General features: G+C 45.8%; 29 protein-coding genes, 2 tRNA genes and 1 pseudogene. 10 read left to right on the forward strand and 22 right to left on the reverse strand.

Annotated features, from left to right (window positions below):
- Positions 1–229: 229 nt before the first annotated feature.
- From ACYQ2D_RS12370 to ACYQ2D_RS12440, 15 genes and pseudogenes are all read right to left on the reverse strand, one after another.
- A pseudogene (locus ACYQ2D_RS12370) lies at positions 230–2,392 on the reverse strand (VirB4-like conjugal transfer ATPase, CD1110 family); the annotation flags it as partial.
- Positions 2,340–2,750, reverse strand: a complete 411-nt coding sequence (locus tag ACYQ2D_RS12375) for a PrgI family protein (RefSeq protein WP_035290041.1) — start codon at positions 2,748–2,750, stop codon at positions 2,340–2,342. The gene ACYQ2D_RS12375 and the pseudogene ACYQ2D_RS12370, both read right to left, overlap by 53 nt.
- 21 nt (positions 2,751–2,771) lie before the next feature.
- Positions 2,772–3,641, reverse strand: a complete 870-nt coding sequence (locus tag ACYQ2D_RS12380; RefSeq protein ID WP_117524147.1) for a VirB6/TrbL-like conjugal transfer protein, CD1112 family — start codon at positions 3,639–3,641, stop codon at positions 2,772–2,774.
- Positions 3,642–3,657: 16 nt separating this feature from the next.
- Positions 3,658–3,819: a Maff2 family mobile element protein gene (locus ACYQ2D_RS12385; protein WP_004604820.1), complete on the reverse strand. Its 162-nt coding sequence runs from the start codon at positions 3,817–3,819 to the stop codon at positions 3,658–3,660.
- 21 nt (positions 3,820–3,840) lie between these two features.
- Positions 3,841–5,451, reverse strand: coding sequence for a recombinase family protein (locus tag ACYQ2D_RS12390; protein WP_002569232.1), 1,611 nt, complete (start codon positions 5,449–5,451; stop codon positions 3,841–3,843).
- Between the two features lie 111 nt (positions 5,452–5,562).
- Positions 5,563–5,751, reverse strand: coding sequence for a transposon-encoded TnpW family protein (locus tag ACYQ2D_RS12395; RefSeq protein WP_002569233.1), 189 nt, complete (start codon positions 5,749–5,751; stop codon positions 5,563–5,565).
- Positions 5,748–6,602, reverse strand: a complete 855-nt coding sequence (locus tag ACYQ2D_RS12400; protein WP_002569234.1) for an ATP-binding protein — start codon at positions 6,600–6,602, stop codon at positions 5,748–5,750. The genes ACYQ2D_RS12395 and ACYQ2D_RS12400 overlap by 4 nt, the downstream gene beginning before the upstream one ends.
- On the reverse strand, positions 6,599–7,348 hold the full coding sequence (locus tag ACYQ2D_RS12405; RefSeq protein WP_002569235.1) for a phage replisome organizer N-terminal domain-containing protein: 750 nt from the start codon (positions 7,346–7,348) through the stop codon (positions 6,599–6,601). The genes ACYQ2D_RS12400 and ACYQ2D_RS12405 overlap by 4 nt, the downstream gene beginning before the upstream one ends.
- Positions 7,338–7,550 (reverse strand): hypothetical protein, encoded by a 213-nt coding sequence (locus tag ACYQ2D_RS12410; RefSeq protein WP_002569236.1) that lies wholly within the window; start codon positions 7,548–7,550, stop codon positions 7,338–7,340. The genes ACYQ2D_RS12405 and ACYQ2D_RS12410 overlap by 11 nt, the downstream gene beginning before the upstream one ends.
- 185 nt (positions 7,551–7,735) lie before the next feature.
- Positions 7,736–9,358: a relaxase/mobilization nuclease domain-containing protein gene (locus ACYQ2D_RS12415; RefSeq protein WP_002569237.1), complete on the reverse strand. Its 1,623-nt coding sequence runs from the start codon at positions 9,356–9,358 to the stop codon at positions 7,736–7,738.
- On the reverse strand, positions 9,330–9,728 hold the full coding sequence (locus ACYQ2D_RS12420) for a plasmid mobilization protein (RefSeq protein ID WP_002569238.1): 399 nt from the start codon (positions 9,726–9,728) through the stop codon (positions 9,330–9,332). The genes ACYQ2D_RS12415 and ACYQ2D_RS12420 overlap by 29 nt, the downstream gene beginning before the upstream one ends.
- A gap of 624 nt (positions 9,729–10,352) precedes the next feature.
- On the reverse strand, positions 10,353–10,556 hold the full coding sequence (locus ACYQ2D_RS12425; protein ID WP_003505336.1) for a helix-turn-helix domain-containing protein: 204 nt from the start codon (positions 10,554–10,556) through the stop codon (positions 10,353–10,355).
- Positions 10,546–10,992 carry an RNA polymerase sigma factor gene (locus ACYQ2D_RS12430; protein ID WP_003505338.1) on the reverse strand — a complete coding sequence of 149 codons (447 nt, stop codon included), beginning with the start codon at positions 10,990–10,992 and terminating at the stop codon, positions 10,546–10,548. The genes ACYQ2D_RS12425 and ACYQ2D_RS12430 overlap by 11 nt, the downstream gene beginning before the upstream one ends.
- Positions 10,993–11,196: 204 nt before the next feature.
- A complete protein-coding gene (locus tag ACYQ2D_RS12435) occupies positions 11,197–11,964 on the reverse strand; it encodes a class I SAM-dependent methyltransferase (RefSeq protein WP_003505400.1) in 768 nt (255 codons plus the stop codon).
- Between the two features lie 213 nt (positions 11,965–12,177).
- Entirely contained in the window at positions 12,178–12,633 is a 456-nt protein-coding gene (locus ACYQ2D_RS12440) for an XRE family transcriptional regulator (RefSeq protein ID WP_003505401.1), read from the reverse strand.
- Between the two features lie 492 nt (positions 12,634–13,125).
- Between ACYQ2D_RS12440 and tet(O) the strand changes: the two genes are divergently transcribed.
- Positions 13,126–15,045 carry a tetracycline resistance ribosomal protection protein Tet(O) gene (gene tet(O), locus ACYQ2D_RS12445; protein WP_006858004.1) on the forward strand — a complete coding sequence of 640 codons (1,920 nt, stop codon included), beginning with the start codon at positions 13,126–13,128 and terminating at the stop codon, positions 15,043–15,045.
- A 50-nt stretch (positions 15,046–15,095) separates the two neighbouring features.
- Positions 15,096–16,316, forward strand: a complete 1,221-nt coding sequence (tet(40), locus tag ACYQ2D_RS12450) for a tetracycline efflux MFS transporter Tet(40) (protein ID WP_117980785.1) — start codon at positions 15,096–15,098, stop codon at positions 16,314–16,316.
- A gap of 142 nt (positions 16,317–16,458) precedes the next feature.
- On the opposite strand, the gene ACYQ2D_RS12455 is transcribed toward tet(40), so the two are convergent.
- The 7 genes from ACYQ2D_RS12455 to ACYQ2D_RS12485 form a co-directional block, all read right to left on the reverse strand.
- A complete protein-coding gene (locus ACYQ2D_RS12455; RefSeq protein ID WP_039909177.1) occupies positions 16,459–16,599 on the reverse strand; it encodes a Maff2 family mobile element protein in 141 nt (46 codons plus the stop codon).
- A 209-nt stretch (positions 16,600–16,808) separates the two neighbouring features.
- Entirely contained in the window at positions 16,809–17,021 is a 213-nt protein-coding gene (locus ACYQ2D_RS12460) for a condensin complex subunit 2 (protein WP_117524149.1), read from the reverse strand.
- A complete protein-coding gene (locus tag ACYQ2D_RS12465; RefSeq protein ID WP_005928544.1) occupies positions 17,014–18,801 on the reverse strand; it encodes a VirD4-like conjugal transfer protein, CD1115 family in 1,788 nt (595 codons plus the stop codon). Before ACYQ2D_RS12465 ends, ACYQ2D_RS12460 begins: the two co-directional genes overlap by 8 nt.
- Entirely contained in the window at positions 18,798–19,274 is a 477-nt protein-coding gene (locus ACYQ2D_RS12470) for a PcfB family protein (RefSeq protein ID WP_005928540.1), read from the reverse strand. The genes ACYQ2D_RS12465 and ACYQ2D_RS12470 overlap by 4 nt, the downstream gene beginning before the upstream one ends.
- Positions 19,275–19,371: 97 nt before the next feature.
- Positions 19,372–19,590, reverse strand: a complete 219-nt coding sequence (locus ACYQ2D_RS12475) for a DUF5348 domain-containing protein (RefSeq protein ID WP_005422968.1) — start codon at positions 19,588–19,590, stop codon at positions 19,372–19,374.
- 23 nt (positions 19,591–19,613) lie between these two features.
- Complete coding sequence (locus tag ACYQ2D_RS12480; RefSeq protein ID WP_117524151.1) at positions 19,614–20,597, reverse strand: DUF6017 domain-containing protein; 984 nt, start codon at positions 20,595–20,597, stop codon at positions 19,614–19,616.
- A gap of 210 nt (positions 20,598–20,807) precedes the next feature.
- Positions 20,808–21,170, reverse strand: a complete 363-nt coding sequence (locus tag ACYQ2D_RS12485) for a hypothetical protein (protein ID WP_117524153.1) — start codon at positions 21,168–21,170, stop codon at positions 20,808–20,810.
- A 219-nt stretch (positions 21,171–21,389) separates the two neighbouring features.
- Here ACYQ2D_RS12485 and ACYQ2D_RS12490 point away from each other — a divergent pair, with 219 nt between their 5' ends.
- From ACYQ2D_RS12490 to ACYQ2D_RS12525, 8 genes are all read left to right on the forward strand, one after another.
- Positions 21,390–21,842, forward strand: coding sequence for a DUF4869 domain-containing protein (locus ACYQ2D_RS12490; RefSeq protein WP_459785638.1), 453 nt, complete (start codon positions 21,390–21,392; stop codon positions 21,840–21,842).
- The gene (locus ACYQ2D_RS12495; RefSeq protein WP_117456583.1) at positions 21,832–22,233 is read left to right on the forward strand and encodes an ATPase; all 402 of its coding nucleotides are present in this window, start codon (positions 21,832–21,834) and stop codon (positions 22,231–22,233) included. Before ACYQ2D_RS12490 ends, ACYQ2D_RS12495 begins: the two co-directional genes overlap by 11 nt.
- A complete protein-coding gene (locus ACYQ2D_RS12500; protein WP_459785639.1) occupies positions 22,234–22,911 on the forward strand; it encodes a hypothetical protein in 678 nt (225 codons plus the stop codon).
- 123 nt (positions 22,912–23,034) lie between these two features.
- Positions 23,035–23,421, forward strand: a complete 387-nt coding sequence (locus tag ACYQ2D_RS12505) for a response regulator (protein WP_022304040.1) — start codon at positions 23,035–23,037, stop codon at positions 23,419–23,421.
- 58 nt (positions 23,422–23,479) lie between these two features.
- Positions 23,480–24,460, forward strand: a complete 981-nt coding sequence (locus tag ACYQ2D_RS12510) for a hypothetical protein (RefSeq protein WP_459785641.1) — start codon at positions 23,480–23,482, stop codon at positions 24,458–24,460.
- A gap of 240 nt (positions 24,461–24,700) precedes the next feature.
- Positions 24,701–24,830 (forward strand) — tRNA-OTHER (locus tag ACYQ2D_RS12515).
- Positions 24,831–24,834: 4 nt separating this feature from the next.
- Positions 24,835–24,946 (forward strand) — tRNA-OTHER (locus ACYQ2D_RS12520).
- Positions 24,947–25,015: 69 nt separating this feature from the next.
- The gene (locus tag ACYQ2D_RS12525; RefSeq protein ID WP_459785642.1) at positions 25,016–26,482 is read left to right on the forward strand and encodes a DUF2828 family protein; all 1,467 of its coding nucleotides are present in this window, start codon (positions 25,016–25,018) and stop codon (positions 26,480–26,482) included.
- The last annotated feature ends 189 nt before the right edge of the window (positions 26,483–26,671 follow it).

Genomic DNA, 26,671 nt, shown 5'->3' on the forward strand with positions numbered 1-26,671 from the left:
TGCAAAAAACAGGAACTGGAACCTTGCATTCGATAAACCCAATCTTATCCTCATATCTTCTTAACATTAGGAAACAGTCGCACCTAAGTCCTTTGGTGACTATTCCTTTTTCTGCCATGCGCTGTTCCCGTAAAGGATTTCTCCTTAGTCGGTAAGGCAGATTGTTTCGCACACTGCCGTGTGCGGCAGTACCTTAAACTGCTTTGCACAGCGCCCTATCTGGGCGCACTTTGACGTTCTGTGTGATAGCCGTCGGTATGCCGCCCCATTTACGAAAACGCTTCCAAATCTCCACAGAATAGGCTGCGGTCTGTTCCTCTTTCAAAAGCAAATGAAATTCGTCCATATAGTAACGGGTTGCCTTTTTCTCGGCGCGGTTGACGGTCACGCGGTTCCACACCTGGTCTTGCACAATGAGCATACCTAATTTTTTGAGCTGCTTTCCAAGCTGCTTAATATCAAAGCAGACAAGACGGTTTGAAAGCTCCACGTTGGTACGGTGGTTAAAGACGTTCAGAGAGCCGGAAACATAAAGCTCCAATGCCGCCGCAATGCGGGCAGCTTCCGGCTCCGGCTGTTTCAGCAGTTCGTTGTAGAGGTCGCCCAAAATCGGCATTTTTGCCGGGTCGGGGTCTGCAAGGAAAGGTCGGTACACATTCCTAACGGCGCGGTCAATGACGGTCTTTTCCACGGGCTGCAAGCCCTCTTTGCCGCCGATAACAAGCTCGCAGAGGGAAAGGATAAAGTCGGATTTCAAGGCAAGCGGGTTGTCGTCCTCGGAGTAGTTGAGGTTAATATCCATAGGGTTCACATACTGGGGCTTGCCGTCCATGCCTTTTCCGGCAGGCGACAGACGTATCACTTGCCCGCCCAAACGCTGCACAAGGGAAAAATATTCTGCTTCCGGGTCGCAGATAATAATATCGTCGTCGGTAATGAGAAAGGCGTTTGTCATTTCCCGTTTTGCCGCAAAGGATTTACCGCTTCCCGGTGTTCCAAGAATAAGCCCGTTGGGATTTTTCAGTTGCTTGCGGTCGCAGAGTATCATGTTGTTACTAAGGGCATTTAAGCCGTAGTAAAGGGCTGCACCCCTTTGGAAAAGCTCCTGCGTGATGAACGGGATAAAAATAGCGGTGCTACTGGTCGTAAGCCCTCTTTGAATGGGGATAAGGTTCTCCCCAAGAGGAATAGAGGACATAAAGCCCGCTTCCTGCAAATAGTCAAGGCGGGTCAGAGCGCAGTTGTTTTTCTGTGCAAAGCCCGCCGTAGCAAATACGTCATTATCTAGTTTCCGTTTTGTGTCTGCCATGTTTACCACAAGGAACGTCAGCAGAAACATTCGCTCGTTGCGGCTCTGTAAATCCTGCAACAGATTTTTTGCTTCGCTGCCGAAAGTAGCAAGGTCGGACGGAATTATATCCATGTCATACCCGCTGCGTACCGCTTTTTTCTGTTCCTCAATCTTCATCTTGTCGAGGTCGGTTATCTTGCGCTTGATAGTCTTGATTGCTTCGCTCTGGTCGATACTGCGGATATGCATATTGACGATTATCCCGTTTTCAAGGTCGAGAATGTCCGAAAGCATACGGTCATTCAGCTCCGGCGCAAGGATTTCAAGGAACGATACCGCACCAAGTTTTCGCCCCATGCGGAACGTGCGCCCGTCGCCAAAACGGAACGAGGACGGGGCGATAAAGTCCTTTGTAGAAAGCCCCGACGGCACAAGCCAGTCCCAAGAGAAGCGGAACGGCTCGCCCTCCGGGTGGAAAATCCCATGCAGGACGTTCAAGCGTTCCTGTCCGTTCATGGGGCGGGCGGTTACACCAAGCACCTTAAAATTATTCAGTACATCGGTTTCGATACGGGAAAGGCGGGCTTTTGCCGCCGCAAGATTGTCCGCTTCAATGGAAAAGGTAATGTACTTGCACTTTTCCAGTCCGTTGTTGCCTTTTTCAAGCTGATTTTTCAGCATATCCGCGTACTCCCTGCGGATAGAGTTAAAAGCGTCGTCCTGTGCCGGAATTTCGATAGCCGCCTGTGCCTTTTCCTTTCTTGCGCCCTGATTGATGAAAGAGAGCTGCACCGAAACGGAAGCGTCAAAGTAGTTGAGAAAATCGCACCAGTTTTCAAAAATGGCGGTCTTATCATCTGCCTGTGCAAGCTGATAGTTAATATCTTCAAAGACAAGGCTTTTACTGTATTTCTTTTCCGTTACCCTGCAAATCCCGTCCGGGTACATCTGCAAGTAGGGAATGGTCTGCTGCGCGGTGTGGGGCTTCCCGTCGCCCTTTGCCGCCTGTATCACGGCGGCGATTTCTTTCTTTTCTGCGCGGGTCAGCTTACGCTTCACGGGATTTTTTACCGCGCGGGTCATGGTTTTTCGTTCTGCCATTGACAATAGCCGATACCTCCTTTTCCAGTTTTCGTTGTTTTTCTATGACGGCATAAAAATTTTCCGTCTGATAGGGGCGTTCCTTTGGTCGGATAAACTTTGTCTGAATGACGTTCTTTATCACGACTTCAAGGGGCTGCCCGTGTTTTTCATACATTGCCAAGAGGAAGCAGGGAAGCATAACGACAATCATTGCAAATGCCGCCATGCTTGTTCCCGCGCTGTCTTTGAGCAAAAAGAAAAGCGGTAGTCCCATAGCGAGGGCTGCCGCAAAACATATAATCTGCCGCTTTGTCAGATTAAAAGCGACTTTTGTTTTGATTTTTGATAAGTCTTTGGGTACGGGTACATACGCCAAGTGAAAACCTCCTTTCGGTCTTTAATGGGCGTTAAAGATTGACTTCGCAAGTGTGCCTGTTTTGAATAGGGAGAAGCACAAAATCACGGTGTAGGCTGCAAGGGAGAAAATCGCGCTGTGCAGGTTGTCCGCTACAATCATGCTGCCAACCAAAACCGCATAAATGCCGACGCATATCATTATGAGGAAGCCTTGAAAACCGAGGGCGAACAGGGCTTTTAAGTAGTTGTTGCCTATCTGCCCCCACTCTCTGTTGGTCATAGTTGCAAACGGGATAGGCGATACCGAACAGTAAAGGTAAATTTCTATCATTCTGCCGTACAGGATAACCGTGATAAGCACCGACATGATTTTCATGCAAAGGCTCACAAGGCTTGTTTCCATAACGAGCATAAGCAGTTCGGGGATTTCCATAGCGTCAAGTCCGGCTTGCATGGACGAGAGGGCGGCGTCAACGTCGATATTCGTATCGCCGCCGATCACGCCCGCCGCGCCGGAAACAACGTGCTGCGCCATATCGAACACCGCCATAGTGATAGTAAAGGTGTGGGTAACGAGATACACCGCTACCCACGCCTTGAAAAACCACTTAAAGAACATGAACGTGTCAATATCGTGCATATTGTTCTTTTCCGTTACCATGCTGATAAGCTCCACGCATAGAACGTAGGTAATAACAAGCCCCGCAATGGGTACAATCACATTTTCCGACAAGCTCTGTATCATGGAAAATATGCCTGCGTTCCACCCCTGCGGGGTTTGTCCTACCTCTGCGGCGATAGTTCCGACTTTTTCGTTTACGTCCCCGAACATAGTTGACAGATTACCGTTAATGGCTCCAATGAGGATTTCCTTTATCCATTCGTTAATCGCGTCAAGTATGCTCTGCATAGGCTAACCCCGCCGCTTAACCGAACAGTCCGGCAAGCAGAGGTACGAGGGTGCCGCCGATAAGGGCAACGCCGCCGCCCGCCATGAGCTGTTTCATGCCCTGGCTTTTTACTGATGTGCGATAAAGAAGTAATAGAAGTGTAAAAAATTTTGCCGTTCCTATCCGGCACTTGCGCATTGTGTCGGATAGGTCGGGCGGTTATTCGGGCAAGTCCACCTTGCCAACAAAAGAATAATAAATCTCAATGTCCTGTCTGCGGGTCTTGTTCTCGTCATAGCTGCACTCATGCACAACGATTTTCTCTACAAACTCCCGCAGCAGAGTAGGGGTAAGTTCTTCAAAGCTGGTATGCCGCCGGACAACATTCATAAACTTTTCTGCGTTCACGGTGGCTTCCTGTGCTTTGGAAAGCTCCGCTTGAATAGCAGCGGCTCTTTCTTTCAGCTCCCGTTGCTCTGCTTCATAGTCTGCCGACAGCTCTGTGAAACGCTCGTCTGATATGCGCCCGGTCACGCTGTCCTCATACAGCCGCTTGAAGATAGCGGATAACTCGGCTATGCGTTTCTCGGAGGCTTCCAGTTCCTTTTTCTTGGCGGCGTTCCTGCGTTTGCCCCCGTCCTCGTTCTGCTCAATCAAGAGTTTCATAAACCGGGCTTCATGCTTTGCCGCATAGCTGGTCACTTTCCGCAGATTGGAGAGTACACCAGCGGTCAAGAGGTCGGTGCGGATAAAGTGCGCCGTACAGTCATGGGTGCGTTTCTTGTAGTTGCCGCAGATATAACAGTCCTGCTTGCGCTTGTCCGTCTGGTATCGCTGCTGATACATCACGCTGCCGCAGTCCGCACAGAACAGTATGCCGGAGAACAAACCCACTTCATCATAGCGGTTTGGGCGTTTGCGCTGTTTGCGAAGCTCCTGCACCCGTTCCCATGTTTGGGTGTCTATGATAGGCTCGTGGTGGTTCTCGAAAATCACTTGCTTTTCCGGGGGATTTTCTACACTGTGCTTGACTTTGTAAGAAAGTTTTTCTGTCTTGAAATTTACCAGACAGCCTGTGTATTCCCGGTTTTCAAGGATATGCACTACGGTATTGGTCGCCCACTTGCACTCATAGCCGGGGTGGTAGCGGCGGGTGCTGCCCGTCCTGCGGTATTCAAGCGTTCCCGGCGTGGGGATTTGCTGCTCTGTGAGCATACGGGCTATCTTGGTCGGACCATTCCCGGCAAGACAGAGGTTGTATATCTGCTTGACTACGGGTGCAGCTTCCTCGTCAATAATGAAATTTTCATCCTCGTCCATGAGGTAGCCATACACAGGCTTGCTTGTGATGGGCTTGCCATTCATGCCTTTTGAGCGTTTTACTGCTTTGATTTTCTTGCTCGTATCTCTCACCAGCCATTCGTTAAAGATATTCCGCAGCGGGGCAAAGTCATTGTCGCCCTGTGCGCTGTCCACTCCGTCATTGATAGCGATGAAGCGGACACCTTTCTGTGGGAAAATCATTTCCGTGTACATTCCCACTTGCAGGTAGTTTCGCCCTAACCTCGACATATCCTTTACGATAACTGTCCCGACTTTTCCGGCTTCAATGTCCGCAAGCATGGCTTGAAAACCGGGTCTTTGAAAGTTCGCACCAGAATAACCGTCGTCCGTGTACCAGCGCAGATTGGAAAAGCCGTTCTGCTTTGCATAGGTTTCAAGGATACGCTTCTGATTGGAAATGGAATTGCTTTCGCCTTGCAGCTCGTCCTCATGGGATAGTCTTGGGTAAAGGGCGGTAATTGGTTGTTGGTTGGTCTGTCTTAACATAAAATCCTCCGTTTCCGACAGCCAGCCCCACTATTCCGTACCTTGATTGTACCACATGGGGCGGCTGTCTGTATAGCGGCAAAAGCGTCAAATCTGCTTCTTTATGGTCGGTCAAATCGCCGTTTTTTGTGTAGCAGCTTCCGCTTCCAGCACTTTCATCATCTTGTCGGCTGCGGTGTCGGTTGCGCCCTGCTTGAAGAAGCCGGAAACGGTAAGGACGGAGTTGCCCATGCGGATTTCCGTCACACAGTCCGGGCGGCGGTCTGTTTTGGTGGTGCTTGTCTGTTTCGTTTCTGTCATAGGCTCTCCTTTCGCTGCTTCATCAGTTGCTTTAAGCGTTCCAGCTTTTCCTGTGCGGTTTCCTTTCGGAAGTTGCTGCCCGTGAAGCGGACGGGGGCGCACATGGAAGTCAGCCTGTCATAGATACGGGCGTGGGGCGTGTCCTGCGGGTGCTGCAATTCCTCCAGCGTGAGGTTGGTCGTGGCGATCAGCGGCTTGCCGCTTCGGTAACGGCTGTCAATCACGCTGTAAACCTGTTCCAGCCCGTATTCTGTTCCTCGCTCCATACCGAAATCATCAAGTATCAGCAGAGGGTAGCTGCAAAGGCGGGAAATATATTCGTTCCTGCCCTCAAAGCTGGCGGCAAGGTCACCCAGTATCGTTGCAAAGTTTGTCATGCAGACGGCAACCTCTTTTTCCATAAGGGCGTTGGCGATACAGGCGGCAAGGTAGCTTTTTCCCGTCCCCACGCCGCCCCAAAACAGGTAGCCGATATTTTCAGCCTGCATGGTTTCCCAGCTCTCCACATAAAAGCGGGCGGTTTCGGTCTGCGGGTTTCTGCCGTTGTCATGCTCAAATGTCCAGTTCCGCATAGCAGGGTCGGTAAAGCCCCGGCGTTTCAAGTCCTCCACTTTTTCAAGGTGCTTCTGTCGGCTTTCGGCGGCTTGCTGCTTTTCACGGGCTGCCCGCTGGCAGTCGCACTCTGCCGGGTGGCGGTCACGCCCGAAACAAGTCTTTCCCTCTGCAAAATAGGCTTCTTTGGGCGTATGGCACTTACCGCAGTATAAAAGCCCGTCCTCGCCTGTGTAGTCCTCCGCTTCGGCGGTAGTGGCTGTAATGTCCGTAATCATAGCTTCAATTCCGTTTTTCATAAGCTCTCGCCCTCCTTGCATGAATAATCGGGTATGCCCTGTTTCGGGGCAGCCTTGCCTTTGGCAGCGTCCTCCTGCGCCCACTTGTAAATGGTGGCTGCATGGCTGTGGTACTGTTTCCCGGTGGAAGCGATATGGCAGGAAAGCCGGTCAATATAATACTCCCACTTGTCGGGCAACTCTGTTTTTAGCCCGGAAAGCTCTGTATCGGTCAGTATCACATTGTTGTATCTGCCATAAGCGGCGGGGGCGGGGTGTCCCGTTTCTCCCTCTCTCTCTTTTTCTATCTCTATCTCTTTCTCTAACTCTATCTCTATCTCTGGTGGACGAATGTCGGACAAATGTCCGCCTTTTGTCCGGGGCGGTAAAAGTGCCTTGTTTTCCAGTCTTGCAGCCCGTTTCCGCTCGGCTTCGGTAGAGGACTGTCCTATCATCAGCTCAATGTCGGTCATATAGAAAGCCCCGCTGTCAAGCTGCTCCACAAGCCCCAACTGCCGGAAAATCTCTAAAGCCCTCTCAACCGTCCCTATCTGGTGGCGGGTCAGTGTCGCTATCATCTGCGCTGTGTAGGGGATATGCTCGTCAAGCTGCAATTTCCCGCCGTTTTTCAGCGATTTTAAGTACAGCTTCAAGAGGATATTGGAGTATAAAATCCCGTCTTTCATATCTTCCAGCAGCACAATGGAGTCGCTGTCAAAAAAGTTCTCTTTCAGCTTGAGGTAGTAATACTTGCGGTTATCTGCCATTGTCCCTGTCCTCCTTTTTCCGGCGTTTGGAGTAGTAGTGGGGGCAGAGTATGATAACCGCCCGGAAGCTCTGCTTGCAGCTATGGGTACAGCCCCGGCAGAGGTCATTGTATGTGATACGATCGCAGGTGGAATTCCCGACTTTCACTTGCCGCAGGAAAAAAGACCATTCCAGCCGCCGTTTCTTGCTCATTCTTGGCATGGGTGCGCTCCTTTCTGCCGTTTCCGCTGGTGTGGCGGTATCGGCGGTAATTCTGTATCATCTCGGTATCATTTTCGGGTTTTTTCTGCCCTATAAGCCCGTTAAAAAATCCTTTGGTATTTGCGGATAGGGTACGGGGCAGCCCCCTTGTTCTGTATAGGTTCGGGTACATTTTGGGGCGGTTTTTATCGTTCCTGTTCCTGCCTTTTCACAGGCTTGCGCTCCCGGTGTAAAATCTGGTCGATATTGCCCTTGACAGTCTGTAAGCGGCGGTATTCCTCCCGTTTTGCCCGGTAATCGTTGTAGCCGCTGTTTTTCTCTTGGATAAGGGTTTCAATCTCTGCTTGCAGGGCTTTATAGCTCGGCAGCTTGGAAATGCCGTTTTCCCTGAAATAGCGGGCGGCTGCGTCTGCTATGATAAAGTCGCTTTCGTACTTCTGACGGTAGGCTGCTTTTGCTTTGGCGTTTTTCTGCTGTTTCAGCCCGTCCCGGACAGGGCGGGTCTTGGAATAGGCAAGCACCTGCCGTTGCAGCTCCTTTTTCCCGTTCAGCGTCTTTTCCATCTGCTTCAGCTCTGTAAGGCTTTCCCGCATGGCGGTATAGGCGGCAGAACAGGCTTCGTCCAGTTCCTCCGGGGAAGAAAAGCCGTACTGCTGATAGGCGGTAACGGTAGCTGCCATTTGCTTTAGGTTGTGCTTTGCCGCCCAGCGGTCATAGCCCACGCCCTTGCCCTCGGCTCGCTTGGCTTCCCGGTCAACCATGCGCTGCAAGGTGTTGTCTGCCGGGGTGGTTTTTGTGGTTTTTTCCCCTTGTGACAGCTTTTTAACCGCGGCAGGGTATTCGAGTATGGCTTTGCTCTGTTCGGCGGCTCTGTGGGCGTTCTGCGTAAGCAGGACAAGGACAGCAGCCTTGTCAAAATCGTCCCCCAGCTTCCGGGCTGTGATAGGCTTTGTCCTGTCCGGCGTGAGGTAGGAAAGCCGCCCCCGGCTCTCCTTGACGGTCACACCCTCCCGCAGCAAAAGGGAAGAAAATTCGTCAAAGCTGCCAGCTTGGGAAAGTGCCTGCCGTATCGTCCGGCGCAGCTTCGCCTTGTCCGTTTCAAACTTGGTGGGCTTGGTCGGCTGTCCTGCGGCTTCTCTGACAGCGTTCTCTTTATCAAGGGCAAGCTGTCCTTTCTTTGCCGCCCAGTATTCCCGTTCGGTTATCCGTTCCTTGCTGCCGCTTAGGAGGTCGATTTGGTAAAGCCCCTCCCGGTGGCACATCTCCATGACTTCACTCTTGAAATATTCCATAGCGGCGTTGGTGCAGCGGTGCTTGCAGCCCTCCCGTGTGTCGGCTGGTCTGTCCATGTAGGGCAGAAGCGGGACTTCATAAATCCGCAGGGAGTTGATGACGATATGCACATGGATATTGCCGCTGTGGTTATGCCCGTCCGGGTGGGTGCAGACTAAGGCTTGGTGTCCGGGGAAATGCTCTTTACAGAACTGCTCGCCCAGCTCCTGCGCCCGGTCTACGGTCAAGCCGTTGTCTGTCCCGTCCCGTGGGTCAAAGCTGATGATATAGTGGTGGCTTTTCACATCTTCCCGTTTTTGGTTTTTCTCATAGCGGAGATTAGCCCGCATACAGGCAACAGCGAAATCCTCGCCCCCACAGTTGAGGGAAGAAATGCGGTAATCCTCCCTCGGTATCAGCCGCCCGTTTTCATCAAGGGTGGGCTTCATGGTAAACTCGTCATGCTCAAATGTGAGATAGGCTTCCGCTGCGCCATAGTCCGCATTTTTAGAGCTGATATGTTTGAATGTTGCCAACAGCGTCACCCACTTTCTGCAAGACTTCAAACTTTAGGGCAGCAAGGTCGGAAACCGCCGCCCGTACCTCCCCGGCAAGCTGCGGGTAGGGGCTGTGCCACTCGTTCAGCGTCCGGGCTATCTGGTTTAAGTTGCCGCCGATCCTGCCGTATTCGGCGGTCAGCTTCCCGACAGCGGCAAGCAACTCGTCATTGACGGGGGAAACGGTTATGATGGGGCGTATGGCTGCCCCGGTTATGGCTTGCCGGATAAACTCGGCTTGGCTCATGTTGTAAGCAGAAAGCCTTTCCGCAAACTCGGCGTATTCTTCCTCGGTCATGCGTGTCTTGACTACCCGGCTGCGGTGCGGCGTGTTATATCGTTTTCGCATGGTAAAACCTCCTTCGGCTGTGCGTGGTGTCCTCTCACTAATAGGAGAAAAACAGGGTGTAAAGCGGAACTGTTTTTGAAAAATCCGAAAAATTATTTTGAGGGATTTTCCAGCGGCGTAAGCCGCATAAGCAGGGTTTGGGGAAGGCACTCCCCAACAAGATTCCCGCAGGGGCAAAATGAGCGATAAGCGAATTTTGGTACTGCGGTAGAATCTTGCTCTGAAAAACTCCGGCGTTCCCCGGCTTCCGTACTTTCCGCTAACAAGACGTTTCAAAAGGGCTTTGCTACCCGCTATTCCGGCATATCTTGAAAATTTTCCTTTCACTACCTACAACACCACGCAAAGCAAAATGGACGGAGATTTTTAGAATTTCCCCTTATTCCCTACAACACCACGCAAGCCGAAAAAGGCGGACAATGGCAGTATTTTTTTCTTTGATACCCTCCACGGATAAGTAAGGGATTTTGCCAACTGCGGCGGCAATTTTCCCTTTTGTTTTTTCATACTGGGGATTTTCAAAAATGCCAAACAGGAACGAAAAAAAGCAGCAAATCTGTTGAATAGATTTACTGCTTTCTGGTTGCCGGCGAAGCGGCGGTTATTCAGTTGTAGGCGGTAGGGCTATCTCCCAAAGCGGAACTTGAAAATAGCTGTGAGAAGCGTCTGGGTGATGTAGTCCTCTGTATCTTGGTCTACCCGTCCATTCACACGGGCGGCACATTGTATGCGGCGGCGGTAATACTGCAATACAGTTCCCACCGCTTCCGGCTCCCCGCTGGTGGCTTGGACGATTGTTTCATAGGGGAGAAGCCTATTATTTCTCATATGCCATTCCCTCCATTTCCGCTTGGAGCTGCCGTAGGACTTTTCGGATATGGTAGCCCGCTGTGCTGCGGCTGCGCCCGTACTGTCTGCCAATTTCGTGCTGTGGAATACGCTTGAAAAAGGACAGGTAAATCATTTCCCGCTCCCGTTCGTCCAGCCGTGACAGGGCTTCCGCAAGTAAGCCGCTGCTGAAAATGACCGTATCGCCGCAAAGGGTAAGTATGTATTCCTCGTCCGGCTCCGGGGCTTGGAAATATTCATCTGTCGTGCCTAAAGGGTAGTGCTTTTCGTCTGTGAGGTATTCAAGGGATATTTCTCTTTTGTGCTTCCTGCTCCGTGTCCTCGCTGCGTTGATCGTTGCATTTCGGATAACGACTTTGCAAAAGGCATGGAAAGTGTACTCGATATGTTCCCGATATTCTTCTGTACAGGTCATGGAAAATCCCCCTTTCCTCCCAAAAGGGCTGTGGCTGGTTAGTAGTTGCTTTTTATGATAGTAAGGGGCGGCAGCACTTTAGGCTGTCGCTCCTTGACTGCCTAACTGCAAAACCGGGCGGGGCTGTCAACGGCGGGCGAAGCCCGTTCATCTTGACCGTTGACTGGCTCGGCCAGGTTTGCTATTTATCCGGCAAACTTGAATTTATTTTAAGCTATCACGTTTTACCTTTTTAAGCCTTACTATCATTACCATAGGAATTTCTTTGTTGTTTTTGAAACATTCTTCATAAAATCCATCAATGACAAATCCAGCTCTAAAACAAAGGTTAAAAATATCTTGTATGGAACGATGATAATAAATCTGCTCCTCCGGTTGCCCTTCAATCGCTATACCATAGTAACTGTGCGGTGTCATATATTTTTCAGTCAACGTGATAAAACAAGGGTGTTGCGTTGCAAAGACAAAAATTCCGCTTTCCTCCAACAGTTCATAAACAGCCATAAGAAGTGGTTCAATATCCGTAATATCCATAATTGCCATATTAGAAACTGCTTTCGTAAAGGCTCGATTTCTTTTTAATTCTAATATACTTTCTCTATTGGTCGCATCCGCTACACAAAATTCAATTTGTTTTGCATATTGTGATTGCCGTCTTTTAGCCAATTCTATCATTTTTTTGCTGTAATCAAAAGCGACAATCGAAGCGCCTCTTTGTGCAAGATACGAAGAATAATTTCCATTGCCACACGCAATATCCAAAATGTAATCCGCAGGATTAGGAGATAGAAGTTCCGTTACTTTGGGACGCACTACCTCTCTGTGAAATTCATTAGATTTGTCACCCATTGCATTATCCCAAAATTGTGCGTTTTTCTCCCAGATTTTTTTACTTTCCTCTGTTCCCATGTTCTCTCCCACTCCCAAAATTTGCCTTTTTGCTTCCATTAAATCTTCCTTACTATATTCCATTGTTACCCTCCATAACTTCTGATTGTTGCCGTCTTGACTATTATGTATCTTTTCTTTCCAAAATGGTATAGGCTTTTATTTTTATAATGCTGCAAAACTTTTCTTCTGTAAGGTATTCAAAGGATATTTCCCTTTGCCGCCGCTATTGGAAAGCCAAAAGCAGCGGCTTTTTTACGCGATATGACCGAAAAGTCTAGAAAGCAGGATATGTCATCATTTGTCATTTCTTCTCAATGTAATAACTGCATGGCATATCAAGCCAAATACAAGAGAAAAACAGCCACCGCCAAATAGTGATGCTCCCCACCCTGCACCCGACATTGTCATAAAACCGCCAACAAAGAAAATACCAATGCCAAGAAATATCCCGACACCATAAAAAAGTCCAATTGCCATATCATACTTATTAAATTGTCGTTTCTCTTTTTTTTCACATGTTTCCATTTTTGTTATTACCTCCTTCGCAAAATCGTCCATGTGGACTCCAAAAAGAAAACAAATTTTTTTCAACGTATTTAAATCGGGTTCATTAACATCTCTCTCCCAATTCGATAGCGCCTGCCGGGTAACATTCAATTCCCCAGCCAGTTCTTCCTGTGTCATTCCCGATTGTGTTCGCAGATGACGTATTTGCTTTCCTGTTGTAATATCCGTCTGTTTCTGGTTCAAAATGGTTCCTCCTCTCTGATGCTGATTTTATCAATATACGATACATTTATGCAGACAACACCACGGATCGGCTTTTGGCTGGACAATTCCAATCAAACACCACAGCAGACAGCAGAAACCATTCTGAACACCAGGAAGCCGGTATGATTGTTACATATAAGGGGAAGAAAAATTTCTTTTAAGTACTTGCTTTCCTAAAACTGATGTGATATAATAGCTTCATTCTAGAAAAGGAGTAAAAAATATGCGGCAAGGTATTCTTAAATAAACTGTCAATTTGATAGTGGGAACAAAAAGTAGCAGTCCCGTTTCACTTTTAATATGGGGCTTAGTTTTTTGTACCCAGTTTAAGAATACTTTTATCATGTAATTTTATATGCCCGAAAACATATAAGTGTTTTGGGGCTATTGGAGTTATTTACCCAGTGATAGGAGTATTTATCACTGGGTATTTTTATGCCCTTTTTTGGGTGTTGATAGGAGGAAAATCACATGAAAATAATTAACTTAGGCATTCTGGCTCACGTTGACGCAGGAAAGACAACATTAACGGAGAGTTTATTGTATACCAGTGGTGCAATTGCAGAACCAGGGAGCGTAGATAAAGGCACAACAAGGACAGATACAATGAATTTGGAGCGTCAAAGGGGAATCACTATCCAGACAGCAGTGACATCTTTTCAGTGGGAGGATGTAAAAGTCAACATTATAGATACGCCAGGCCATATGGATTTTTTGGCGGAAGTATACCGTTCTTTATCCGTATTAGACGGAGCAGTATTATTAGTTTCTGCAAAGGATGGCATACAGGCACAGACCCGTATACTGTTTCATGCACTACAGACAATGAAGATTCCGACAATTTTTTTCATCAATAAAATTGACCAAGAGGGGATTGATTTGCCAATGGTATATCAAGAAATGAAAGCAAAGCTTTCTTCGGAAATTATAGTGAAGCAAAAGGTTGGGCAGCATCCTCATATAAATGTAACGGACAATGACGATATGGAACAGTGGGATGCGGTAATTATGGGAAACGATGAACTATTAGAGAAATATATGTCAGGGAAACCGTTTAAAATGTCAGAACTGGAACAGGAAGAAAACAGGAGATTCCAAAACGGAACGTTATTTCCCGTTTATCACGGAAGCGCTAAAAACAATCTGGGGATTCGGCAGCTTATAGAAGTGATTGCCAGTAAGTTTTATTCATCAACGCCTGAAGGTCAATCTGAACTATGCGGGCAGGTTTTTAAGATTGAATATTCAGAGAAAAGGCGGCGTTTTGTTTATGTGCGTATATATAGCGGAACATTGCATTTGAGGGATGTTATTAAAATATCTGAAAAAGAGAAAATAAAAATCACAGAGATGTGTGTTCCGACAAACGGTGAATTATGTTCATCCGATACAGCCTGCTCTGGTGATATTGTAATTTTACCAAATGATGTTTTGCAGCTAAACAGTATTTTGGGGAACGAAATGCTGTTGCCGCAGAGAACATTTATTGAAAATCCTCTCCCTATGCTCCAAACAACGATTGCAGCAAAGAAATCTGAACAGCGGGAAATATTGCTTGGGGCACTTACAGAAATTTCAGATGGCGACCCTCTTTTAAAATATTATGTGGATACTACAACGCATGAGATTATACTTTCTTTTTTGGGGAAAGTGCAGATGGAAGTCATTTGTGCCATCCTTGAGGAAAAATATCATGTGGAGGCAGAAATAAAAGAGCCTACTGTTATATATATGGAAAGACCGCTTAGAAAAGCAGAATATACCATCCACATAGAAGTCCCGCCAAATCCTTTCTGGGCTTCTGTCGGGTTGTCCATAGAGCCGCTCCCTATTGGAAGCGGAGTGCAGTATGAAAGCAGAGTTTCACTTGGATATTTAAATCAATCGTTCCAAAATGCGGTTATGGAGGGGGTTCTTTATGGCTGCGAGCAGGGGCTGTATGGATGGAAAGTGACAGACTGTAAAATCTGTTTTGAATATGGATTGTATTATAGTCCTGTAAGTACCCCCGCAGACTTTCGGCTGCTTTCCCCTATCGTATTGGAGCAGGCTTTAAAAAAAGCAGGGACAGAACTATTAGAGCCATATCTCCACTTTGAAATTTATGCACCGCAGGAATATCTCTCACGGGCGTATCATGATGCTCCAAGGTATTGTGCAGATATTGTAAGTACTCAGATAAAGAATGACGAGGTCATTCTGAAAGGAGAAATCCCTGCTAGATGTATTCAAGAATACAGGAACGATTTAACTTATTTCACAAATGGGCAGGGAGTCTGCTTGACAGAGTTAAAAGGATACCAGCCAGCTATTGGTAAATTTATTTGCCAACCCCGCCGCCCGAATAGCCGTATAGATAAGGTTCGGCATATGTTCCACAAGTTAGCTTAACAGCTTGCAAAAGTCATATAAAATGAGATTTGAAAGGAGAATGTAACTTCATGTTTGCTAAAAATTCAAAGGCATATTCTGTCTACCTGCTGTTCCGATTTGTCTGTTCCCTGGCGGTTTCTATGTCCACAGTGCTTTCCATCGTGTACCACCTGGAGGTGGTGCAGCTGGATGCTTTCCAGCTTGTCCTGGTAGGGACGGTTCAGGAGACCTCCTGCTTTCTGTTCGAGATGCCCACCGGTGTGGTGGCGGATTTGTATAGCCGTCGGCGCTCGGTGCTGATTGGAATGTTCCTCTACGGCCTGGGCTTTCTGATGGAGGGTGCGCTACCGTGGTTCGCGCCGGTTCTGCTGGCCCAGGTTGTCTGGGGTTGCGGTGATACCTTCATCACCGGCGCTCTGGAGGCGTGGATTGCCTCGGAGGAAGAGGACAAACCCACAGACAAGGTGTTCCTGCGGGGCAGTCAAATGGGGCAAATCGGCGGCGTTCTGGGCGTGGTGCTGGGCACACTGCTGGGAAACATAAACCTGCAAATGCCTCTCATCTTGGGGGGCAGTTTGTGCTTGTTGTTGGGGCTGGTGTTGGTTCGCATCATGCCAGAAACCAACTTCTCCCCTGCTATTGAGGAACGGCAGGGCTTGCTTAAAGACTTTGTCTGCCTGTTCAAGCTCAACCTGGGCTTTGTGAAAGGCGCACCTGTGTTGCTGGCGCTCTTAGCAATCACACTATGCGGGGGACTTGCCAGTGAAGGCTTTGACCGGCTCTCCACCGCTCATTTTCTGGATGACACGGTAATACCCGTTATCGGGCCGCTGAACAGCGTCACTTGGTTCGGTGTTATCAGTCTTATCGGCAACGGCTTAGGTATTCTGGCTTCTCAGTTGCTCATCGCCCGCATGGAGAAAAAAGGGACTGTCAGCCGAACCAGTGTGGTCATGTCCACCAGCGCCGGGTATATCCTGTGCCTGGTTCTCTTCGCGGTGGGGCGGAGCTTTTGGTTCATGTTGTTGGTGTTCCTGCTGGCGGGGCTTATGCGCACCATCAAGGAGCCTGTGCTGGCCGCCTGGATGAACGACCAGGTGGATGAGAAAATGCGCGCCACAGTCTTTTCCACCAGCGGACAGCTGGACTCTTTCGGGCAGATCATCGGCGGGCCTATTGTGGGGCTGGTAGCCCAGCAGGTGTCCATACCCTGGGGGCTGGTCTGTACCGCTTTCCTGCTGTTGCCCGCGCTGTTCTTAGTGCCGGTGGCGGGAAAGAAGCGGGATTGATATGGCATAGTTAAGTTTACTGACGAGCGGGAGATTACTTCCGCTCGTCTTCATTTAGTAGCGCAAAATTTGAGGACTCTTTATTTCCTTATTCGGTATAGCGGAGGCGGCTGTCAATTCGACATAATTTTCTTGTGATACTTTACCGTACATGAGCATTCGCGCCCGGATTGTCGTTTCCGTAGCCCTCCAAGAGGTTGATAACGCCCCAAATGCCAAGACCTGCTCCGAGAGCGATAACGAGTGTCTGCAAAACGCCTACTGCGCTGTTGAAAAATGCCATAATATAACTCCTTTCTGCCGCTGTGCGGCTGCCCGAAAAAGGGCATAAAAAACGGCGGTCAGTTTTCGATAACTGCCGCGGTCATAAGTCCCCGCGCTGCGTTTGTTGCTGCTGCGCGGCGGTATTCAGTTGTAGGGTGCGGCTTCCTGCCGCGATACGCGCAAGGAGTAGGGGCGCGTACCATGTAGCCCGTGTTTATTATTTTTACTTTAAGCTCCCTCCTTTTCAAAAAGCGGTGTGTAGACAGGCTTAATGCCGTACTGCCGTTCCCGGACAGCTTCGATATACTTGATATAGGAAATACCTGCCTGTCTTGTCCTGCGTTCCTGTTCCCGCTGCATTTCCTCGGCAGCTTCCACAAGCCCGCTGATAGCCCGGATTAGCTGCTGTTTTGCCTTTTTCTTTCTGATACGCTTATTCATTTTCTGTGTCCTCCTGCAAATCTGCTTCGTCAACTTCGTAATAGTCAAATACCTCGTCCGGCTTTACGATTGCAGGACGGCGGCGCAAGTGCTTTTCCATGTCAAAGGCATTTTTCTTGTCAAAGTCGGAAAGGTACTTGTACTTCGGGTGTTTGGTAATATCGTATTTTTCGGAGAAGAACGGACGCACCCCGCGTAGTTGCAAGATACATTTCCCGCCGTCCATGACCGCAATTTCATCTTCGCTCATAAGCTGCTTGCCTAACTTCTGATAGTTCAGCCCGTGGGAAAGCTCCCGTCCTCTTGTTTCGGAAGTGTTGAAGCTGTCAATGGTTTCTTTCCCCAAGATTTCCGACATTTCTTTAAGGGTCGTTTTCTCCTTGCCGCCCAAGAACAGGGTCGTATCGCAGTTGCCGACAATGGTATCGGCGTTGTCCTTGTAGATAGCCTTTAGCTGCGACTGGCTCTGCAAGATGATGGACGCGGAGATTTCGCGGCTCCTTATCGTGGCAATGAGTTTTTCAAACTTCGGTATCTGCCCGATATTTGCAAACTCGTCAAGCAGACAGCGCACATGAACAGGTAGCCGCCCGCCGTACACATCATCTGCCTTGTCACAAAGCAGATTGAAAAGCTGTGTGTAAAGGATTGATACAACAAAGTTAAAGGTGTCGTCGGTGTCGGAGATAATAACAAAAAGCGCGGTCTTTCGGTCGCCTAAGGTGTCAAGCTCCATTTCGTCGGTTTCCATCAGCTCGCGCAGTTCCCGAATGTCAAAGGGGGCAAGACGCGCACCGCAGGAAATGAGGATAGAGCTTCTTGTTTTTCCGGCAGACAGCAAAAACTTCTTGTACTGGCGCACCGCAAAATGTTCCGGGTCTTTTTCCTCCAAGCGTTCAAACATGAGGTCAACGGGGGATTGAAATTCCGGGTCGTCCTCGCGGGCTTCCGACGCATTTATCATTTCAAGCAGCGTCGTAAAGTTTTTCTCATTCTCCGGGGCTTCGTACCAGATGTAGCCGATAAGGGCGCAGTAAAAAAGCCGTTCCGATTTCACCCAAAAATCCTCGCCGGATTTTTCCCCGTCGCCTTTGGTGTTGGCGATAATGGTATTTACCAGTTTCAAAATATCCTTTTCGCTGCGCAGATAGGCGAAGGGATTGTACCGCATGGATTTCTTGAAATTGATGGTGTTTAGCACCTTGATTTTGTACCCGCCCCGCTGCAAGAGCTTTCCACACTCGATTAAAACCGTTCCTTTCGGGTCTGTGACAACATAGCTGCTGTGCATTTGCATTAAGTTGGGCTTTACAAAAAACCTTGTTTTGCCGCTGCCGGAGCCGCCGATGACAAGCACGTTTTTGTTTCTTGCATACTTCGGGTGCTTCGGGCGGCTGCTCATCATCAGCCTTTCGGTCTGCGTCAGCAGCACGTTATTTTCAAACATGGGGTCGATATATGGCTTTATATCCTCGGCATTGCCCCAACGTGCAGAGCCGTACTCCATGCCCTTACGGTATTTCTTTGCGTTCTTGCCTTTCACATAGACCGCAAGCCGGATAACGACAGCCCCGACAATGCCGATAAGCAAATCCATAGGGTTAAAACTCGGCAGGGCATTTGAAAAGGCAGCGGAAAAGCCGCTGCCAATGGAAACCAGCTTGCCGGAGAGGTCAGCCCCCGGCGAGAGCCGCACCGCCTGTCCGACTTTATCAAAGAGATACACAAAGAGCAGATAGGGGGCGTTTAGGATAAGCAGCTTCTTGATATTCGGCTTCATAGCGATACCTCCCTGTCCTTGTATTTTGTCTTTTGACGGTTCGCGTTAAGCTGCTTTGCTGCTTCCCGGAATGTGGCAAGTGCCTTTCGGATAGAGGGCTTTTGCTCCTGTGTCAGCTTCTTTGCGGAAAACTCCTTAAAGGCTGCGGTCAGAGCGTCCGCGTCCCGCCCCTTGAAAAAGACGAGATAACGGGGCGGCGTTTCGGTGCTGTCTTTCTTTAGGGCAAAGTCGATACCGTATTTTTTTGCCGTCTGCTCAAAGGCTTTGATATTGCCCTCGGTTATCTCAATGTTGGATAGCCCCGCGTTCTGCTTCGCAAGCTGCTTTAGGGTCTGCTTCCCGTGGGGCTGTTTTTCCTGCTGCTTTTTTGCCTGTGCAAGCATGGCTTTGATTGCCTTTTGCAGCGTTTCAGCGGTCAGCTTCGCTCCCTTGACAGAGAGCGCAACCACTTTTTCGTTGATTTCATCTTGCAATGTTTACCGTCCTCCTTTCCCGGTAGTAGTGATAGTGTTAAGGTGGTACGCCGCTTTTGGGCGTGAAAAAAGGGCGTCCGTTCTTCACGCCGCCCCGTTAAATCCGCACCCGCAGCCCGTTCAAGTCCTCGGCGCGGATACCTACAAGATACCAGTTGTCCCCGTACTCAATCCGGGTCGGCTTCCATTTGCCGCCTGTGAATACGTCCATGCACTCGCCGCAATGCAAGCCGCCGTAATAGTCGGCAATATCAAAGCGAATATCGTAGCGGTCAGCGGTTTCGTCAAAAATTAAAGCTCCTGTTTTCTGTGCCATGTGGTAAATCCTCCTTTTTTCGTTTACAGGCTTTCGCCCTCGTTGTAGGTGTAGTAGTCCGGGTCGCCGTATTTAGGCTTGCCGGATAATGCGCCGCTTGCCATGTCGTGAGCGACAAGGGAAGTATAGTAGCTGTCAATGGTAGACGGGGCATTGAAAAGCACCGCCTTTAGGTACTGCTTGATGTTGCGGATTTTCGTGGTGTTCTCCTGCATACAGTCAAGCACAAAGCGGATATGTTCGCTGTTCAGCTTCATAAACTTTGACTTCACAAGCTCGGCGGGGTAATCGTCCCCGGCAATACGGATTTTCTTTCTTGCCGTACAGACGGTTTCAAGCATGAGGTCAACAATTTCATTCAGACGGTCGCGGTCAAGGCTTCTGTCCTGTAAGAGAATGTCATAGGCGATATTGTCTTTGATAATTTCCTCATACACTCTGTAAGCGTCGTTCCTTTCCGTTCTTTTCCGTTCCGGCGGCTGTGCCGTTTCGTCCTCGCCATAAGGCAAGGGATTTAGGGAATGGATAGGAATGGAATGGGTACTTGATAAATCCGTATTTGATTTTTCTTTTTTTGGTAAGTTAGTTCTTTGTATATCTTTATTTAATTGCGTTGGATTTTCCAACGTAGGTTTTTCCTGCGTAGGTTTTTCCAACGTTGGATTATCCAATGTTGGATTTTCCAATGTAGGTAAATCCGATACAGGCGGGGTCTGCGGCTGCTCAAAGATTACATAGTCTGTGCCGCGCAAGCGTCCTTTCTCGTCGCGCTCCCTTGAACGGACGATATACCCGGCGCGTTCCAGTTCCTTAACGGCTTCCCGGATAGCGTCGATTTTCTCCCGGTTGATAAAGGACAGCCCCGCAAGGGTATAGTCCCAATCCTCCGGCAAGGACAGCATTTGCGATAACAGCCCTTTTGCCTTTAGGGATAGCTCCTTATTGCGTAAGTGGTGGTTGCTCATAACCGTATAGCCCTTGTTGCGCTCCACTCTGAAAACTGCCATAGCTTCATCACTCCTTTGCTGCATACCTGTTACGCAATAGAAACGCGATTTTGAGGGTTTAGGTATCAATCCCTTATCCGCTGAAAACCGCGCCCGCAAAGCCGCATAAATCAAGGGCTTTTTCCTGCCTACTGCGTAACAAAGGGCATGAAAAAAGCGGCGTTCCTGTTCTTCCTTGTGGGAAGTGAGAAACGCCGCCTGTGCGGTGCGTTATTCTGCTTCTTCGGCTATGAGGTCTTGTATGACTTCGCCAAAGTCTGCCGTAAAGGAAAAAATGAAGTATTCCAAAACGGCGGGGTCTGCGTCCATAGGCTCGGCTTCTTCGGAAAAGGGCAAGCCCATAAGCCCATAGAGCATTTTTATGATTTTGAACAGCTTCCCCCGGTCGGCGGGGGTGTTCATGGTAACAAGTACGTCGGTCAAGCGGTTTACGGTTTCCATGTCGCCGCCTGTCGTTACCCATACCATTTCTGCGAATGACTGCGTGATTGCCCCGGCGACAAGGTTTACCTTATCCTTGCTGATTTCGCCGGACGGGAGTATAATACCCTTGTCTAAAAGTACGTTTTTCATGTCGTCCTCCTATAATCTGTGGTGCCAAAATGGTGCCCGGTCTTACAAAATCATCTTATACGGAGATACGGCAAGATAAATGACGATACGCGGAAAACCTTGATTTTAAGCCATTTTCGCAAGGTTTTATAAACACTTGCGCGGGCTTATAAGAAGATTTCCGTCTATCAAATCAATAAAAAATAAATAAGCATCTATTTGAAAAATGGGGAATGAATTATGATTGATATCTATACAGAAAAGAAAAATTCTAAAGACTGGATTTTAAAAAATGATTTATATTTTAATTTGAGTACGAGTAATGAAGAGATGTCAAAAGAAGAAATTGAGCTTATCCGAGAGGTGGATGATGCAATACTAACTCCGGATAAACATATTGAAACAAAATATGGATTGGGAACAATTAGAAATTTGTCTTCTGGTTGTAAGACATTGTTAAATATTGTAAAGCATCCAGAGAAAGTGGTTTGTGTCGAAGAATGTGGACCAAATGTACTTAAAAAAATATTTGAAATGGATAATATTAAAATTTATATGTCCAGACCAAGTTTCATGGAAATTCCAAAAAATGTTAGACTTAGATTTAATGATAAAGAAGTAGTAGTGGGAAGTGCAGGATATCATGCATGGTGGAGTAAAGAATATGAGAGGAGAGAAGGACATGATTTATAAAGAAATTAAATTTGAAGCCTCTCCATTTTTATATGAGCTGTTTTTTGAAGATAGAATAACCCTTGTCGGAGGAGACAGTGGAACAGGAAAAACGGTGCTTTATGAAATGTTGGAAGATTTGCGCTTAACAGACGAATATCAGGCAATTAAATTATTTAATTATAAATCAGATAATCTGGTTGAAAATCTTAAAAAGTGTCGGAATAATTTTATTGTAATTGATAATGCGGATATTTTAATGGATGATGATATAAGAAAATTTATTAATTTTGAGTTTTCAAATCAATACATGCTATTCTTGCGAAATTGTGATGGTCTGAATGTGTCAGATAAAAGCTTCAAAGAATTAAAAATGGAAAATAATAAGATAACCTTAGAAGAGGAATTGTAAATGAACTATCTATGGACGGAAGATACAGGAGCTGGACTGCATTTCTGGAATTTGGTGAATCAAATCTTTTTTGATGATAAGCTTATTGTTGAGAGTAAGAAAAGTAATCAGGGAATACTAGATGCGGTTTCTAATTTAGAATTAAAAAAAGAAGATAAGTATTATATTGCATTTGATTATATTGTGGATAATCAGGATATTCGTAATAAATATCGTTTATTGAAATTATTTGCACGCAAATCAGATGGTCAAATAATAATTTTAGATATGATATGTTTTGAATATCTGGTTTTAGCATTTGAAAAATTAGTACAATGGACAGGTACTGGTAAAACAGATAAAATTCAGATTCGCAAAGAAATACTTTCTGCGATAGAAAATCATAAAATAAATTTGGAAAAAATTAAAGATGGAAAAACTTTAAAATATTTAACAGGATTTAAGAAATATTCGACAGAGCGTGTAATGAAATCTTTAGCAGGAGAACTGACGGAAAATGAAAAATGGTCAATTAGAGGTACTTTAATGGGTGAATGTTGGTATCAGGACTGCTGTGTATCGGAGCATCCGGATAGTTTAAGATGTGGAATTCCGGAGACTAAAAAGGGAAATGAGAGAATAAAGTTGTTGATACAGTCGGAAGAAGTGCAGAAGGTGTTATTAAAAATAGTAAATTAATAGGCAGATGCAACAGCCACATCCAGTTACCTGTCATTGCGGAACGTATGGAAATTTGTAAACAGCTTGCCAAAGGGGAAGTCCAACAACTATATCAGAGAATTTTGAACGGAGAATAAGCAAATGAGAATTTTAAATTTTGAAGATGACGTGTATAAAGCAAATGATATCAAAAAAGTGTTAAATGATAGATGTGGCGTAACAGATGTTACACAGGTTGATAATGTGGAAGAGGGATTAGAATTATTAATCCAGGAGAAAGAAGCAGGAAATCCCTTTGATTTAATTATTACAGATATGCATTATCCAATGAGAAAAGGCGAAGAGGGAGATTTCGATGCCGGAGAAAAACTGCTTGGAATTTTAAAAGAAAGAGGAATAGATACGAAAGTAATTATCTGTTCGTCTTTAAATATTAAAATTCGTGAAGCTTATGGATGTATCTGGTATTCCAGAATCAGTGACTGGGAAATGGAATTATTGGAATTGATGAATCAATTGAAAAAATGAATTGTACAGTAGTTGAAAAGAATAGTGAGATATTGATAAAGACACTGGAGAAAATAAGATGGTAATTCTATTCATATTAATTCTGCTGTCGGTGAGTTTGATAATCGGCTGTATCAAAGTACATAATACAATAGTAAAATGCTTGTTTGGGATTCTGGCAGGACTTTGTATTACTGTATTGTGCTTTGCAGGAATCTTTTATTATTTAATTGTTTTTAAAGTTTCGAATGTAGACACAAGTCTTTCTTCGGGTGGAGAGTATTCTTTGACTATGCAGGCAGTGGGAGAGCCATTATTTTTCGGTTCTGCGGATGGTCAGTTTATCTTGAAAAAAGGGGAAAAAAGAATCAGTAAAGTTAAATTTTCGCTAAGAGATGATGGGGGAAATATTTCGCAGGACACCTGGCATGTTACGTGGAAAAAGAACCAGGTTGAAATTATTATCTATGGAGAGGAGCAAAACGATGAGCAGTTTCTTCTTTTTTTTGATGGAAAATATAAAATAAATGAACTGAACACGAAATATGGAAAAACTTTAGACGAATTAAATGAGATAGCAGAAGAACAAACAGAAGAAGAACAGAATCAGCAGAAAAAGATAGGGAAATCTCATTCTTTGGATAATGAAGAAAAAGAAGAGGATACGAAATACGATGAAGATGGATATCCGATGACAGAAGAATATCAACGATACAAAAAAGAATTGGCAGAGGTATCGGATTATATTCAAACGAAATCAGATGTATTCTTGGATTCTTATCCAGATACGAAGTATCAGTTGGAGTTTCGTCTGACTTCAAAAGGCTGGCCATTTGCTGTTATTAATAAAAAGATTGATGAAAATACCGGAGCAGTAACAGAACTGCATTTGCTGTATAATGAGTCGCATATAGATGAAGAAACGGATGAATATGTATTGCAGGAATATTATTATGATTCTGATAATACAGAAGCTGCGTCTCCTGCGATTGTGGATTTTTTCTTAATACAAAAGGATACGTTAAAAGTTACAGATGAAAATACAAAAGAATGGCATTAATTGAGAAGAAATAAAATGAATTTTTGAATTGTAGAACCCTTGGACAGAAGTCTGAGGGTTCTAATAGTTTATGAGCTTTAACGATTTGTTTTATTTTTAAACCGGCGGTTTATTGTGGAGGTACCGACAGTATGATAAGATAAGCTCAGTTGATGAGGGAATAATAAAAAAAGAAAAAATCCACTCCAATTTCTGAAGATAAGGATTATTCTAATCTTGTCAACAAGATAAAGTAAATATAAGGCAGTAGCTCAATGGTAGAGTATGAGATAAAGCACGTTTCATGTTTGTGGAATATACAGCAATTTTAATTTCTTATTTCTAATTTAATGTAAGTAAATTGATGCAGGTTCGAATCCTGCCTGCCTTATCTGAGTGAGGTAGCTTAATGGTAAAGCACGAAAAAGTGTTTCATGTTTGTGGAACATACAGCAATTTATTCCAGGAGAAGAGGACGAAGTGCAGGTTCGAGTCCTGCCCTCACTCATCGTAACTCTGTAGAATCAAACACTCATAAGAGTTGGCGTTTGGCTTGAACTTATAGGGGGAAGCAAAATGAATTTCGTAGAATTATTAGAGAAAACATCAAATAAATTAACTCATACAGAAAATGGTGCAAGAGCAGTGAATACAACAGATAATGCGAATCTGGATTTGTTTGCAACAATCGGTGCACTGAGAACTGCAGATGAAGAACGAATCAAAATTTTATTTGAGAAGGCTTATGAAGAAGACCCATTGTCTGCAGTTAAAATTTTATTTTATGCAAGAGACATCCGAGAGGGTCTTGGAGAACGAAGAGTCTTTCAGATTTTATTAAAGAATCTGGCTGAATATCATCCGGAGGCAGTGATTCCAAACATTGATTTCATTGGTGAATATGGTCGTTTTGATGACTGGTACTATCTGATTGGTACACCGGCAGAAGAGGCAATGTGGACTGCAATGAAAAGACAGTTACTGGAGGATTTAAAAAACTTTCAATTAGGCAAACCAGTGTCTCTGCTTGCAAAATGGGTGAAAACTGCTGATTCAAAAGTAGAAGAAACAAGAAAATTAGGTATTTTAACTGCAGAGAAATTAGGATATCCAGTTTATAACTTTAAAAGAATAATCCGTACGTTAAGAAAATATATTGATGTTACAGAAATAAAAATGTGTGGCAACAATTGGGATGAGATTGATTATTCTGCCGTTCCAGGACGTGCGATGATGAAGTATCGAAGAGCATTTGACAGACACGATACGGAAAGATTTGAAAAATTTATCAACCTGGCACTGGAAGGCAAGGAAAACATTCATTCTAAAACACTGTATCCTTATGATATAGTAGAAAAGATTTTATACGGAAACGAGGATAGTAAGGTGTTGGAAGCACAGTGGAGAAATCTTCCGGATTATGGAGTTGGTGATGAAAATATGCTTGTTATGGCAGATGTTTCAGGCTCTATGTATGGACGACCAATGGCAACCTCGGTTGGTCTTGCAATTTATTTTGCAGAAAGAAATAAGGGAGATTACCATAATCGTTTCATGACGTTTAGCGCTTTACCAAGCATTGTGCATTTGGAAGGTGAAACTTTAGCTGAAAAAGTTGCTTGTGCAGTAGAGGCAGACTGGGGTTTGAATACAAATCTGGAAGCGGCTTTTGATAGTATTCTTAAAACTGCGGTGGAAAATCATGTACCAGAAGAAGAAATGCCAAAATCTTTAATTATTATTTCAGATATGGAATTTGACTCTGCAACTTATGATTCTGACTGGCTGTTTTATGAAACTATGAAAAAGAAATTTAAAAGAAATGGTTATACAATTCCGAATGTTGTGTTCTGGAATGTAGATTCCCGTCACAATGCCTTTCATGCAGATAAAAAAAGAGAAGGAGTACAGCTTTTGTCTGGAAGTGCTGTCACAATTTTTGAGCATCTGGATGAAGGAATAGGAATGACTCCGGTTGAGATGATGCGAAAAATCATTGAAGATGAACGGTATGCATGCATTACAATCGCAGAGGCAGCTTAAAAAATATCTTATAAGCTCTCGGACTTAAAGTTCGGGGGCTTAAATTTTTGCGTTATCTTAGTCAATAAGATTCCTGCTTCTATAAGTAGCGAGTTATCAATCCATTTCAATAGAATTTTATTTTGGTGATATAAGACTGGTGACGAGCTTACTAATAAATTTGCATGAATGAAAGTCTTAATTTCCGAC

The organism is Blautia stercoris (genome assembly GCF_054657695.1).